This window comes from Vreelandella zhanjiangensis DSM 21076 (assembly GCF_000377665.1).
Taxonomy (GTDB): Bacteria; Pseudomonadota; Gammaproteobacteria; order Pseudomonadales; family Halomonadaceae; genus Vreelandella; species Vreelandella zhanjiangensis.
In genome coordinates, this window is the sequence record NZ_KB898654.1 from 198,855 (window position 1) to 213,170 (window position 14,316).

The window sequence follows — 14,316 nt, forward strand, 5'->3', positions numbered from 1 at the left end:
CAAGGCCAAAAGAATTTCATTTTCAACGTCGCTGTTAGGCTCACCATTGTCAGCTCTATTCAAAATGAGTGTTATCAATGCCTTCTTTGCAGACTATGATGGTGACTCACGGCCTGACCACATGGCCTCACGCTGACTCAACTTGCGAAGAGCTGCCATGGATGACAATCGACCGAATACGCTGGACAAGGCTACTAGTGCTGGCTTGATCGTACTTGCCGTCATGCAGGGCGTTGCGCTGTTGGCGCTTCATCTGGCGATCGACCACGAGCACTGGGTGACCGCTGATCTGCGCTGGCTCAAAGCGCTTTATACGGTAACGCTCGCTCTGCCCGCGTTTTATCTGATCAGCATGGAACGGCTGCATGATCGCCTCAATTTTCTACCGTTACTGCTGGCCCCGCTGCTGTTTTGGCTGGGCTGGCACCTTGGCTGGGCCGAACAGACGCCCGAGCAGCCGTGGGCGCGGCATCAGTTCACTTTTGCCTTTTGCGTGGCGGTTGGCGTGGCGTTATTCATTCTGGCACTATTTTTTCGTAGCAGCGCCGCTAGCAGAACCTGGCCTACTGCCTATTCACCGCTGTTGAATTACTCCTGGGAATTCGTTCTGACGCTTGCCCAGTTGGCGCTATTTATTGGCGTGTTCTGGGGCCTTTTATGGCTGGGGGCGGCGCTCTTTGCCGCTATTGGCCTAGGCTTTTTCGAAACGCTTTTCAGCGAGCCCATGTTTATTTATCCCGCTACCTGGCTGGTGATGGGTTTGACGCTAGTGATGATTCGCAACCGCTTTCGCCTGATTCAAAGCGTGCGGCAGATGGGTGAGGCGCTTATCAAGGCATTACTGCCGCTGGTGGCGCTTATCATTCTGCTGTTCTTTGCCGTACTTCCCTTCACCGGCGTGCAGCCCGTGTGGGATACGGGCAGAGCTTCCTCCATATTAATGGCGCTGATGCTGACCCTGCTGCTGTTCTTCAACGTTGTCTTTCATCAAACACATGGCCCATCCCCCTATCCAACCTGGCTACGCCGCGTCATCTTACTGGCCGTTGTATTGCTGCCGGTGGGTAGCGTGCTGGCCGCCTGGGCGCTCTGGCTGCGAGTTGACCAATACGGCCTTAGCTTGGACCGGCTGTGGGCCGCCCTGCTGCAAGCGCTAACCGCGGCGTTTACTCTAAGCTACAGCGTGCTTCTGCTCTGGCGGCGCCGAGCAGCGCTTCCCACTCTGCAGCGCGCCAACGTCGGCCTGGCCCTGCTGGTGGCCATTGTGTTGATCGTGGTTAACACGCCGCTTGCGGATATGCGCCAGTGGGTTGCCGAGCATCAGGTCAAGCGACTGCTGGATGGCCGCACAACGGCAGAGGCCTTTGATGTCGACTATTTGCGCTTCCAGCTCGGCCAGCCAGGCGCCCTGGCCTTACAAACCCTGGCAGAGAGCGAACTTGCCCAGTCGCAGCCTGAGTTGGCCCGACGTATTGAGCTTTCGCTCAAGCAAACCGAGCGTTGGAGCCAGGAACCGCTGGTGGATACCCAAGAGCTGAATGACGTCGCCCAGCAGTTCAAGGCAAGCCCTAACGGCGCCTCACTTCCCGAGCCCTTGCTGAACCTGCTGGTTGAACAGAACTCCACCTGCTTGAGCCAGACGGAACCCTGCCAGACCCTGCAAGTAAGCAGCGACACACCCTTCCAGTGGCTCATTTTTGAACCCTATAGCGCGGTGGGCAATGCGTATGGCGAACGGGATGGCAACTGGCTGTTGTTCGGCCATTTGATGCTACTCGGCGCCACTCAGGCGCAAGATGATCAGACGTGCCAAACGATTCCGACTACGGATGATCTGGAACGTATTACTGGGCCCGCCGATGTCTACCGAAGCGGTAGCTGCCTTTATAATCTGCGACCGACGATTGAAAACGCCCGGCAGCAGCTTTCTTTTTAGCCTGATGAAAACAGACAAGCACAGCGGGAATAGCCCGTTGTGCTTGTCTGTTCAGTTACCGAGCGAGCCTTTCTCTTTTTCTATCTCTCTTTCTCTCTAGCCCGGTCTCTAACTCTTTTCTATATGCAAGCCCACTCCAAGTACTACCCGGTCATTGTTCTTCCTGCCATTCAAGGATGGCTGGCTGGGTAGGATGGGGTATCTAGCGTGGGGCTGTGATGACTGACCAAAGGGCCGGACAGCTTACGCAGCGCCACGTAGAACACCGGCGTCAGGAACAAGCCAAACAGGGTGACGCCGATCATGCCAGCAAATACAGCGGTACCCAGCGCCGCCCGCACCTCGGCACCCGCGCCAGTGGCAATTACCGAAGGCAATACGGCAGCCGTGAAGGCGATCGACGTCATGATGATGGGCCGCAGACGTAACTGGCAGGCTTCCAAGGCCGCTTCCACTACACCCTTGCCCTGCAGCTCCAACTCCCGGGCGAATTCCACGATCAGGATGGCGTTTTTACACGCCAGGCCAATCAGCACTACCAGCCCCACCTGTACGAAGATATTGTTGTCACCACCGCCAAACCAAACGCCTATCAGGGCGGCCAGCATCGACATCGGTACGATCAGAATCACCGCCAATGGTAACGTCCAGCTTTCATAGAGTGCCGCCAATACCAAAAATACCAGCAGAATCGATAGCGGGAAGACCACCAGTGCCGCATTGCCTTGTGTGGATTGCTGGTAGCTCAGATCGGTCCATTCCAATGCCATACCCGGAGGTAACACGTCTTCTGCCAACGCGTCGATAACGTCCATGGCCTGCGCAGAAGAGAGCACCCGAGGGTCAATCTCCCCGGCTAGATCTGCCGCTGGGTAACCGTTGTAACGCAGTACCGGGTCTGGGCCAAAGGTTTGCCTGATATCCACCATCGTGCCGACCGGCACCATTTCTCCCTGATCATTGCGAGTCCGTAGCCGAGCGATGTCTTCCACGCTGGCCCTATAAGGGGCGTCCGCCTGGGCGATGACTTGCCAGGTGCGGCCAAAGCGATTGAAGTCATTCACATAGGTCGAGCCCAGATAAGTCTGCAGGGTGTCGAACAGTTCAGTCAACGGCACGCCCTGGGCTTTGGCCCTCAACCGATCCACCTCTGCATCCAGCTGCGGCACGTTGGACTGATAACTGCTGATAGGGAAACTCATGCCCGGTGTTTGCGCAATCGCACCTTGGAGTTGATTAACCGCCTCCTGTAATGCTCCATAGCCAAGATTCCCGCGATCCTCAATAAACAGCTGAAAGCCTGAGCCATTACCCAGCCCCAAAATCGGCGGCGGCATAAATGAAAACGCAAACCCCTCTTTTAAGCTACCAATACCCTGATTGATTCGGGCGTTTATCTCTGCGGCACTAAGGCTGCGCTCGCCAAAGGCGCTGAGAGTCAGAAAAGCCACGCCGGTGTTAGAAGTATTGGTGAACTGCAGTGCGTTCAGGCCGGGAAAGGCAATGGCGTGTTCCACACCCTCGGTTTTCAAGGCAATATCGACCACCTCCTGGAGCATCTGGTCGGTTCGCTCCAGGGACGCCCCTTCCGGCAGAATGACACCCGCAATCAGGTAGAGTTTATCCTGCACCGGAATAAAGCCAGGCGGCACCGTTTTGAACATCACCCCGGTACCCATCAGCAACAACGCATAGACCACAAACACCGCGCCACGATGCTTCAGAGATCTAGCGACCCCGCCTTGGTACTTGTTTGAGCTGGCATTGAAAAAGCGATTGAAGGGACGGAAAATCCAGCCGAACAGCTTATCAATCACTCGGGTAAGGCGATCTTTAGGCGCATGATGGGGCTTGAGTAACATCGCCGCCAAGGCGGGTGACAGGGTAAGGGAGTTAATGGTGGAGATCACCGTGGAGATAGCAATCGTCACCGCGAATTGCCGATAGAATTGCCCGGTCACGCCAGAGAGAAAAGCCATGGGGATAAACACCGCGCACAGTACCAGGCCGACGGCGATGATAGGCCCGGATACTTCCCGCATGGCTTGATGAGCGGCTGCCTGCGGCTTTAGGCCTTCCTCAATGTTCCGTTCTACGTTTTCCACCACCACGATGGCATCGTCCACCACGATACCGATGGCCAGCACCAGCCCAAACAAGGTTAGCGTATTGATGGAGTAACCCAGTAGGTAGAGCGCCCCAAAAGTACCGATGACCGACACCGGTACAGCAAGCAAAGGGATAATAGAGGCACGCCAGGTCTGTAGGAAAAGCGTGACCACTAATACCACCAGCAGCACGGCTTCCAGCAGGGTCGCTATCACCGACTTGATAGAGTCGTTCACAAAAATGGTGGTGTCGTAGACTGCCTCATATTCAACGCCTTCAGGGAACTGTTCGGACAACTCCTCCATGGTGGCCACCACCTGCTCGCGGATCGCCAACGCATTGGCTCCCGGTGCCTGAAAGATACCGATTGCCACCGCATTCTGGCCGTCTAACTGCGAGCGAAGGGTATAGTTCCCGGCCCCCATTTCCAGCCGCGCTACATCTGAAAGCCTGAGTATCTCGCCGCTTTGGCCACGCTTGAGCACGATGTCGCCAAACTCCTCCTCTGTTTCCAGCCGCCCACGCGCGTTGATCAGCGTCAGGAAATCACTCTGTTCTATAGGTTCGGCTCCCAACTGCCCGGCGGAGACCTGCACATTCTGCTCGCGCATGGCGCCCACCACATCACTGGCCGTTAGGTCGCGGGCGGCGATTCGATCTGGGTCCAGCCAAGCCCGCATGGCGTAGTCACCACCGCCGAAAATTTGCGCATCCCCTATCCCTTCGAGCCGAGCCAGACGGTCACGCACATTCAGCCGTACGTAGTTGCGTAGGTAAAGGGTGTCGTATTCGCCACCGGGAGAGGTCAGGTGAACGACCATCAGAAATGTTGGCGACTGCTTTTGGGTGGTGACTCCTTGACGACGTACTGCCTCAGGCAGCCGGGCTTCAGCCTGGCTGACGCGGTTCTGTACCCGAACGGCGGCCTCCTCGGCATCAGTACCTGGGCGGAAGGTGATGGTCATTTGCAGCACGCCATCAGAGCCCGCGACGGACTTGAGATACATCATGTCCTCAACGCCGTTGATCGCTTCTTCCAGCGGCGTGGCGACCGTCTCGGCGATCTCCTTTGGGTTCGCTCCCGGGTAAACTGTGCGGACAACCACGGAGGGTGGCACCACGTCCGGGTATTCGCTAATCGGCAGGTTGGGAATGGAGATCAGCCCTACCGCCAGAATAATGATCGACAGTACCGCTGCAAAAATCGGTCGGTCCACGAAGAAACGGGAGAAGTTCATGGCGGTTTATTCTTCCCTGGCAGCAATGGTGGGTTGCGCGTTAATCGGCGGAACATTCGCCACCTGTTGAGGGGAGACTTCCATGCCCGGCATGAAGACTTTTTGCACGCCGTTGACTATCACTCGGTCACCGGCGGTGAGTCCTTCGGTGATCACCGTCATTTCGTCGACTTGTCGCCCGGTGGTTACCGGGCGCCGCTCTGCCAGGTTGTTTTCATCAATGACATAGACGTAGCGGCGATCCTGGTTGGTCAGCACTGCCTTACGATCCACCAGTAACGCCTGTTCTAAACGAGCGACCGGCATTTCGACCCGCGCAAATTCCCCAGGACGAATATGGCCATCCGGATTGGCTAACACCGCCCGGAACTGCAGGGTTCCCGTGTTAGGGTTTAAACGGTTGTCGATAAAGTCCAGGGTGCCCTTGTACTGCCGCTGCGAGTCGCCGCCCAATTCAATCATCAGGATGTTTGGCGCCTCACCGGCCAAAAGTGTCTGACTGGCAAACGCGGCCTGTTCGTCCGCTTCAAAGTAGACGTGAACCGGATCAATACTCACCAGCGTGGTCAGCAGACTCTGATCGGCATTGGCCAGATTGCCCCGGGTCACCATTGCCCGACCGACGCGACCACTGATCGGCGCGGTAATACGGGTGTACTCAAGGTCAAGCTCGGCGGACTCTAAGGCTGCTTGCGCGGCATCCACCATGGCTCGGTTATTATTCAGGGCCGCTTGGCGTTGGTCATGAACTTCCTGAGAAATGGCTTGGCGCCCCACTAACACCCGAGCCCGTTCGGCCTCGCTTCCAGCCTGGGCCAGTTGGCTCCTGGCCTGAGCAAGATCCGCCTGGGCGGCGCCAACACGTGCCAGATAAGGACGTTGATCGATCAGGAACAATAGCGCCCCTTGCTCTACCAGCTCGCCTTCTTCAAATGCCACTTCCTGGATATAGCCGCTTACCCGAGCTCTTAACTCGACCGTTTCGGCGGCTTCCACGCGTCCAGTGAATGCCTCACTTAACACCACCCGCTGAACCACGACTTCCGCCACGTCGACTTCCGGCGGTGGTGGTGAAGATGCTACTGACTCCTCGCTCTGGGCTTCGCACCCGGTAAGCAAGGCCGTTATCAGCAGGAACAGGATCACTGTGCCGCTGCTTGTAAAACGGACTCGTTGAAACAGACTTCCCATAATTACTTGCTCCAATATCCAGCGCCCACAAACGTGACTCACCATAGGCGAGGCAAGCGCATTCAAGGTAGCGTGTTCCTGCGGCATGATTGCCTAATTCTGTCGTGGGTCGTAAGCAGCTGAACAAGACTGGCGGGGCAAGATAGCAAAGAGTTTTCGCGTCTATGCATTGTGTCTGTCTGATGACACACAGTGTGGGTTGCCAATTTCTACGAGGTACTTGCCTAATTCTGCAATACCAGATGAAAAAGCATCAGATTTATAAAAACGTAGGCATATACTGCAATCTGTTAAGGAGGAAAGCCATTGACCGTTATCGTTCCTGAGCAGCTCGCCCATTTCAGCGACAGCCTGCCGCAGCAATTGATCCAAGTCGTCCGCCGCTGGTCTCCCCTGGAAGAATTACAGGATACGGCGATTGCCGAGGTCCAACTGGTGCGCGCTGACGCCCCTGCCAGTTTTCACTGCGCCGTCTATGAACCATCCCTGTGCTTTATTATTCAAGGCAGCAAGACCGTGCTATTGGGTGATAAGGAGATCGTTCACAGCGGCCTAAGTTACATCGCGAGCGCCGTTCACCTGCCTGTGGTAGGCAGAGTTGACCATGCCTCTCCAGAGAAACCCTATCTGGCGGTTAAGGTCTCGGTAGAGCCTCAGGAAGTAGCTGGAGTGATACTGGAACTGGGTGACAAGGCACCGCCCGCGGGGGGTGATGCTATCTGCCCCGAGATGGATTGCGGTTTAAAATCGGCTCCCATGGATGCCCGTATGCAGGGCGCGCTCTATCGGCTATTAAGCCTGCTTGATTCACCGGACGATATTAAGGTGCTTGCCCCCTTGGCCCGGCGGGAGCTAATTTACCGAGCCCTGATGGGCGAGATGGGACCTCACATGCGCCGGTTTGCTGCATCGGATTCTCAAGCTAATCGTATTGCGCGGGTTATTTATGCTCTTAAAGAGCGCTATGCCCAGCCACTCAAGATCGGTGAGCTGGCCGCGGCCGCTAATATGAGCGAATCGACGCTTTATCACAGTTTCCGACAAGTCACACGAATGTCACCCCTGCAGTACCAGAAGAAATTGCGCCTACTCGAAGCCCGGCGACTAATGCTGGCCGAGGGGTTGGAAGCGGCTACCGCCAGTTACCGGGTGGGTTATGAAAGCCCTTCTCACTTCAGCCGCGAGTACAGTCGTATGTTCGGCGCCCCGCCCCGTGCCGATGTTAGCCAGTTAAAAGGCACCGCGATGGCCTCAGCGACCGCTTGATTAAGGCTGGCAGGCGCAAGGCGCTTAAAGCTCTCCCCGCGCCTGCCTACTTCAGGTCACTCAGGCGCTGACGCTGTTTTCAAACATGCATCTCAGCGTTAAAGCCTTTCCAGACCTTTAAGCAGCTCTTCGTGGAAACGCTCGGGTTCCTGAATTTGCGGCGAATGGCCAAGCTTTGGAAATTCGACCAGCGTTGCCTGCGGAATGGCGTTAGCGGCCTGTTCACCCAGCACATCGTACCGGCCCAGGGTTTCCTGAACATCTTCCGGCGCTTGCGCCTTGCCGATGGCGGTGTTGTCCTTCTCGCCAATCAGTAACAGCGTAGGCATCTGCAATTGATCAAATTCATGAACCACCGGCTGAGTGAAGACCATGTCTGACGTCAGCGCCTGATTCCAGGCAACGAGTTCCCCGTCTTCGCCAGCATACATACCCGCCAGCATTTCTACCCAACGGTCGTACTCAGGCTCCCAGGTATCCACGTAGTAGGTACTTTCCTGATAGGCGCGGATGCCCTCAGCAGTTTTTTCAAGCTCGGATTGATAGCCTTCATCAATGCTCTGGTAAGGCACGCCTAGGGCTTTCCAGTCCTCAAGCCCAATTGGGTTAACCATTACCAACTGCTCGGTCTGCTCCGGGTACATCAGCGCAAAACGTGTAGCCAGCATACCGCCCATGGAATGGCCCATCACGGTCACATCATCTATATCAAGATCTTCCAGCAGCGCCTGGGTATTGGTCGCCAATTGGTGGAAGCTAAACTGATAATGCTCAGGCTTGGTCGATTTACAGAACCCCACCTGATCCGGCGCGATGACGCGATAGCCCGCATCAGTCAGCGCTTCGATAGTATCTTCCCAGGTACCCGCGCAGAAATTCTTGCCGTGCATCAGCACCACCGTGCGACCGTTGGCGCTGCCCTCTTCCGGCTGAACATCCAGGTAGGCCATCTGCATGTTCTGGCCTTGAGAACTGAAATCGAACCGCTCGACCGGGTAGGCGTATTCAAAACCGGACAGTTCACCGTCGTATTCAGGTGCGTCTTCAGCCGAGGCGCTGCCGATGTAGCCAGCCGCGAGTGCGGCGCCCATACAGTTCACCAGTAACGTACGTGCAAAAACCGGACGTGCCATTGTGTCGCTCCTCTCTTCCATGGATTTAGTGACATGAAGAGTATGGCAGCAATTGTCAGACATGCCGCCTTTAAGCTTTTTCGTCTGCTGAAGTATCTTGTGCGCTGAAAGCGGTAATGATGGTGTTAGTAGTGATAGCGACACGAAATTATCGTAATAGCTTGGTCGTCCACGGCGTAAACCAAGCGGTTGGTATCATCAATACGGCGGGACCAGAAGCCAGCCAGGTTTTCCTTTAATGGCTCTGGCTTACCGATGCCCTCAAAGGGCGAACGCTTAACATCATTTATTAACTTATTGATTCGCTTAAGCGTCTTTTTGTCTTGTGTTTGCCAGTACAGGTAATCGTTCCATGACTCATCGGTCCATGAGAGCAAGCGACTACTCATCAACTAACTCTTCATCAACCAACTCTCTTTGGGTTGTTTTTCCTGCTTTGAACTGCGTAATGGAACGATTTAGATGCTCAGCGTTGGCTGGTGAACGTAACAGGTGCACCGTTTCCATCAGGCTGTTGTAGTAGTCCAATGACATGACCACCGCATCCTCAGCATCACGCCGGGTAATGACAGTGGTATCTGCATCGTTAACGACACTATCCAACACGGCTTTTAAACCATTTCTGGCTTCTGTAAAGGACACGATTCGCATGGAACCTCCACATGTACATTTTAAGGTACAAGTATGCGCTCGAATGCTCAACCTGTACAGTCTATGGGACATGAGGTTTTTGACGATTTGGCTTTTCTATCCCGACTTCAGGATTAAACCTGTAAAATCCGTAACGCTTATGGCGAACGATATTCAAGCGGCCGGTTCTCAACAGCTTTCAAATTAGCGATAAAATTCAACAAAAAATCTTACCGGACCCAATGGCTTGATATGATGTTTTATCGTTGGCTCTACAACACCATACCGCTCTGGGCTTAGCTCGATGATATCCAGTGCAGGCTCTTTAATCGTGTACTCCAGCAAGCCTTCAAGCACCACAATCTTGCCCCATACACCGTCTTTGGTCGTGTGGTCCTTCAACAATCCCGTGGGAACGCTCTCTTCGGTAAATTCTGGCGTTCTTTTATAGGGAGAAACATTTACGGGTAAATCTTTCATGTTATCGGCTCCTTGTCGCTAATTAGATATTCAGAACGCTCAGAATCGAGAAAGAGAAGATTGATGCTTGATGGGGAATTGCCACCAAGTACCGCGCCTGCCTCACCGTGAACCTGAGTGATGAACGGCGTTAAGCCGGAACGCTCGAAGTTTTTAGCCGCAAGCTTTCGCAACCGCCGTCGTGGCCGATCCCATTGCCTTACACTACGCTTGAAACGATTTTTATACTTTACAGCAGAGGCTCACGTGCGTGCACTTTCCCGTAAAAAGCAGATTCTGGGCCTGATTGGCTGGCTAATACTGGCCTATATAGCCGCTGCCATTGGAGCGGTGGCCTCCGTCAATGCAGCCTCTTTCTATGCAGAGCTTATGCAACCGCCATGGGCACCGCCCGCTTGGTTATTCGGGCCGATGTGGACAACGCTTTACGGCCTGATGGGCATTGCCGCCTGGCTTGCCTGGCGCGAACCCGGCGCCCGGCCCGCGCTTGTGGTGTTCGCAATACAGCTAGCGCTCAACGCCTTATGGAGCTGGCTCTTCTTCGCCTGGCAGCTGGGCGCTATCGCCTTTATCGGCGTGGTCGCGCTTTGGGTGTTGATTTTGATTACGCTGGTGATGTTCTGGCGGCTCAAGCCGTTGGCGGGTGTACTGCTGGTGCCTTACCTCGCTTGGGTGAGCCTGGCCTGTGCGCTGACCTGGAGTGTATGGCAGCTTAATCCGCAGGTGTTGGGGTAATGAACGACCGAACATGGCATTGGAGAGAATAACTATTAAAGAACAGGAAAACATGACTTCCTGACGCACTCTACCTATCAGCTCAATTATAAATAGCGGGATTACCACGCATGAGACTCAAGCAACGTACGGCACTCATTACCGGCGGGGCCAGCGGCATCGGTCTGGCAACGGCTGAGCGTTTTCTTTCCGAAGGCGCGAGCGTGGCACTGCTAGACCGGGATAGCTTGGCGCTGACCAGGGAATGTGCTCGACTCGAGCGCGAAAGCGGCCACCCTGTCGTGGGCGTAGAAGCCGATGTGGCCGAGACGACAGCGGTAAATCGCGCGGTCGCAGAGGTCGGCGATGCCTTGGGGCGAATCGATATTGTGATCAATGCCGCTGGCGTCAATGTTTTCTCGGACCCGCTTGAAACCGATGAAGCAACCTGGCGGCGCTGCCTATCGATCAATCTGGAAGGCGCATGGCGGGTCATTCAGGCCTCACTACCTGGCATGTTGGCCCGCGAGTACGGCCATATCGTCAATATCGCCTCCGTCCACGGGCACAAGATTATCCCCGGCGCCTTTCCGTACCCGGTCGCCAAGCACGGCCTGATCGGCCTGACCCGCTCACTGGGAATCGAATATGCGGCGCGCGGTATCCGTGTTAACTCTATCTCACCTGGCTTGATTCGTACGCCTCCCGCACAAGCCTGGCTGGACGGACTAAGCGAAGCCGAACGCCAACACCAAGTGGATCTGCTGCCATGCCGACGCATCGGTGAGGCCGATGAGGTCGCCAACACGGCGCTTTTTCTAGCCAGCGATGAAGCGCGTTTTATCAATGCCACCGATATTCTGATCGATGGCGGCCGCAGCCAGGTCTACCACTCGTGACGCGATTGCTAACTGGTAACCTTCGGCGACGAAGAAATTACTGCATAGGCAGGCACAGTCACTGATCGAAATTCGGGAATTAGTTACCGAGTTCGATTTAGCGGAATTATCTACTTACAGATGCTTCGGATTGTCGGGGGATTACACTGATAACGCCGCATTACGGGCGCACTATTTGGTGCCGCATTTCAATTAACTGATGTTCGCCCACAACTTCTACTTCTTTGATGAACTCAAATCCAAACCTTTCGTAGTAACTTCTAAGGTAACTGTGAGCGTGGATTTCAATGAAATTGACACCTATATTTTGCGCATATTGAATTATTGCTTGGACAACTTTCGAAGCGACTCCCATTCCTCGGTATACCTCACTGACCGCTACCCTGGCCATAATAGAAGAACCATCTTCTTTTACTGTTAAGCGAGCAGTAGCCATTGGTTCACCGTTTTCAGTTACCAACGCATGGAATGACTCCTCATCAAATCCATCAAGGTCCAACTCTGCAGGGATCTGCTGTTCGCGTGTAAACACCTGATAACGGATACCTCGAGCCAGCTTGATCAACTCAGAATCATTACCGATAGTTACTTCCACTGTTATTTTCCTCCAAGTAAATAACGCAGAGCGCATCGGTGCCTTTTACAGAGCGGAACGACGTAAAAGATATCCGTGCGATGCGTATGCCTTATACACCAGACTTGGCCTTTTGAATCAAAATAGCCAACTCAGGCGCAATTGGTATTTTCTTGAATGGGCTGACATTTGCGCCCCCTGTATTGCCTTGAGGTACTAACCCAAATACGGTTTTAGTCGCAGCCCCAACAATTCTGAAAACCTGACCCAACATTTCTCGGACTGAGTGATTACGAGTCGCCCACATCAGCATCAATACATGCACCTTAACATGCCAATAAGTTGATTCCTGCCCAAGCACATGCGCCCGTTCTAGATGAGCAAACTCTTGCTGGATATCACCGGCTGACCTCGCCAGCTTTGCATTCGCCAGCTCTGCTTCGACGTAAGATGCTATTCGCTGTGAAAAAGTACGTTGCATGAAGACCTCCTAGGGATATAACGAGGCTGTAGAAAAACCCGATTTCGAGCTATCTCCACCGCCTGTTGTCCTTATTCATTTACCCAGCCGGTCATCTGGCTGAGTAAGCTTAATATCGGCATTTAGCCGCTTGAGCGCCCAGCTTAAGCCAGTTGAAGATGTTCTTTTGAGCTCACAAAGCAACATACCCCGCTCCAAGCCCTTCATGACGCGGCCAAGTGCCCATAATTCGCCAACTTCTCAATATTGTGCACCAGACAGTAGAGCTGCCACTGGCCCTGTACTTTCTTCTTGCCCCGCAGGCTAAAGCGGTTCAGCCCCTTCGTTGTGCCAATATTTCCGAACACCGGCTCTACAACTTACATGCGATGGCTGTAAATCTCTTTGCCCTTCGGGCTATCAACTCGGTGCTTCATCCAGTCAGTGTAATTGGGTAAGCGGTTGTTCTCGACAATAAAAGACACTTGTCGCCCTGCGCCGTTGCGATGGTCGGCAAAGCTCGGGGTCTGCATGCATCGGACTTTCTTGGGGCAGTGCCGACATTGCAACAAACGCCCTTCAAAGTGTACCCGGATCTTCCCAGTGTCCGTTTCTCGTTGCCCGCGATAGGACAGCTTTTCGCCGGTTGGGCAGATACACGTTAGCGCTACTGGATCAAACTGAAACGCGCTGGCGGGCGTCGTCTCTCGCCAGCCTTTGTCCGGCAGGTTCTGGTGGCGCTTGCCGTATTTGTCTTTCTGGTCGGCGAACTTCGGATCTCGGCTGCGGAACTGGTTATCGGGGATGTAGCCGTTGATCTGCTGTTCGTGCAGATACTTCATATTGGGTTTACTCGTCTCATCCATGAGACTCGCCCTCCGGGCCAGCCTGCGGCTGTTCAAATTTATTCCCGACAAATTTGTCGTTGGCAAAGCCTGTATCCGCGGTGACGACGGTGCCTTTCTGGTAGATGTTGTCCGCAATCCCGAGCTTCTTAAAACGGGCTGCGACCGTTTCCAGTACGGGCTGCAAGGTGTGATGTTCCTGGCCTTCGCCAAAGGCCTGAGCGTCAATGACGATCTGGTGCTTTTTATCCACCGTGGCGACGCCGTTATAGCCCTGAATCGTGCCCTTGCTGGTGGTCATTTTGGCACTTTCGTTATCGGTCAGATTGCTCTTCACTTCCTTGATTCGCTTCCCCCGGCCCATCCTTGGGCTGCTCGTCTTTAGGAAACGATCCACTTTGTTCATGGCGGCATCTAGCGAGAGAATCGTCCTGGCCCGTCGGATATCCCGGTCCAGATCGGCTTCCGTCTCGGCCTCATCGCGCGCGTAGTGCTCCAGTAGGTGATGCCGAATCAGGCCTCTCAGTTTCTCACGCTTCTCGCCCAACTCTTTGAATGTGCCAGACCACTCTTTGGAAGCGTCGGAGGACATCTTGCAGCCATCAATGGCAAAGAGTTCGTTACCCAACAAGCCTTGTTCGTGGCACACCAGCAGCACTTGTTCGAACAGCGCTTCAATCTCATCAGCATGGCGGCTGACGAAGCTGGCCAATGTGGTGAAGTGGGGAACGGTATCGCAGGAAAGGGCTTTGAAAATGATGTTGGTCTCGCAGCACCATTGCATTTCACGACTGGAGGTGATGCCTTTTGAGTAAGCAAACAGGATAATCTTGAGCAGGAT

At 54.5% G+C, this 14,316-nt stretch carries 12 protein-coding genes and 1 pseudogene; 4 read left to right on the forward strand and 9 right to left on the reverse strand.

Features of this window, described 5'->3' with window-relative positions:
- Positions 1-157: 157 nt before the first annotated feature.
- Positions 158-1,936 carry a DUF4153 domain-containing protein gene (locus tag D467_RS0117140; RefSeq protein ID WP_018918772.1) on the forward strand — a complete coding sequence of 593 codons (1,779 nt, stop codon included), beginning with the start codon at positions 158-160 and terminating at the stop codon, positions 1,934-1,936.
- A 170-nt stretch (positions 1,937-2,106) separates the two neighbouring features.
- Here the strand turns inward: D467_RS0117140 and D467_RS0117145 are convergent, their stop codons facing one another.
- On the reverse strand, positions 2,107-5,283 hold the full coding sequence (locus D467_RS0117145) for an efflux RND transporter permease subunit (protein WP_018918773.1): 3,177 nt from the start codon (positions 5,281-5,283) through the stop codon (positions 2,107-2,109).
- A gap of 6 nt (positions 5,284-5,289) precedes the next feature.
- Positions 5,290-6,474, reverse strand: coding sequence for an efflux RND transporter periplasmic adaptor subunit (locus tag D467_RS0117150; RefSeq protein ID WP_018918774.1), 1,185 nt, complete (start codon positions 6,472-6,474; stop codon positions 5,290-5,292).
- Between the two features lie 306 nt (positions 6,475-6,780).
- Between D467_RS0117150 and D467_RS0117155 the strand changes: the two genes are divergently transcribed.
- Positions 6,781-7,740 (forward strand): AraC family transcriptional regulator, encoded by a 960-nt coding sequence (locus tag D467_RS0117155; protein ID WP_018918775.1) that lies wholly within the window; start codon positions 6,781-6,783, stop codon positions 7,738-7,740.
- A gap of 98 nt (positions 7,741-7,838) precedes the next feature.
- On the opposite strand, the gene D467_RS0117160 is transcribed toward D467_RS0117155, so the two are convergent.
- From D467_RS0117160 to D467_RS0117180, 4 genes are all read right to left on the reverse strand, one after another.
- Positions 7,839-8,873 (reverse strand): alpha/beta fold hydrolase, encoded by a 1,035-nt coding sequence (locus D467_RS0117160; protein WP_018918776.1) that lies wholly within the window; start codon positions 8,871-8,873, stop codon positions 7,839-7,841.
- 125 nt (positions 8,874-8,998) lie between these two features.
- Positions 8,999-9,262, reverse strand: a complete 264-nt coding sequence (locus D467_RS0117165; protein ID WP_018918777.1) for a Txe/YoeB family addiction module toxin — start codon at positions 9,260-9,262, stop codon at positions 8,999-9,001.
- Positions 9,255-9,524, reverse strand: a complete 270-nt coding sequence (locus D467_RS0117170) for a type II toxin-antitoxin system Phd/YefM family antitoxin (RefSeq protein ID WP_018918778.1) — start codon at positions 9,522-9,524, stop codon at positions 9,255-9,257. The genes D467_RS0117165 and D467_RS0117170 overlap by 8 nt, the downstream gene beginning before the upstream one ends.
- Before the next feature lie 183 nt (positions 9,525-9,707).
- Entirely contained in the window at positions 9,708-9,983 is a 276-nt protein-coding gene (locus D467_RS0117180) for a TehB family protein (protein ID WP_018918780.1), read from the reverse strand.
- Between the two features lie 246 nt (positions 9,984-10,229).
- On the opposite strand from D467_RS0117180, the gene D467_RS0117185 reads away from it, so the two are divergent.
- Both D467_RS0117185 and D467_RS0117190 read left to right on the forward strand, forming a co-directional pair.
- Entirely contained in the window at positions 10,230-10,718 is a 489-nt protein-coding gene (locus D467_RS0117185; RefSeq protein ID WP_026285823.1) for a TspO/MBR family protein, read from the forward strand.
- Positions 10,719-10,828: 110 nt separating this feature from the next.
- On the forward strand, positions 10,829-11,596 hold the full coding sequence (locus D467_RS0117190) for an SDR family oxidoreductase (RefSeq protein ID WP_018918782.1): 768 nt from the start codon (positions 10,829-10,831) through the stop codon (positions 11,594-11,596).
- A 160-nt stretch (positions 11,597-11,756) separates the two neighbouring features.
- On the opposite strand, the gene D467_RS0117195 is transcribed toward D467_RS0117190, so the two are convergent.
- The 3 genes and pseudogenes from D467_RS0117195 to D467_RS20225 all read right to left on the reverse strand — a co-directional run.
- A complete protein-coding gene (locus D467_RS0117195) occupies positions 11,757-12,191 on the reverse strand; it encodes a GNAT family N-acetyltransferase (RefSeq protein WP_018918783.1) in 435 nt (144 codons plus the stop codon).
- Between the two features lie 91 nt (positions 12,192-12,282).
- Positions 12,283-12,651 (reverse strand): DUF3703 domain-containing protein, encoded by a 369-nt coding sequence (locus D467_RS0117200; protein ID WP_018918784.1) that lies wholly within the window; start codon positions 12,649-12,651, stop codon positions 12,283-12,285.
- Positions 12,652-12,854: 203 nt separating this feature from the next.
- Positions 12,855-14,316 (reverse strand): annotated as a pseudogene (locus D467_RS20225) (transposase); the annotation flags it as partial.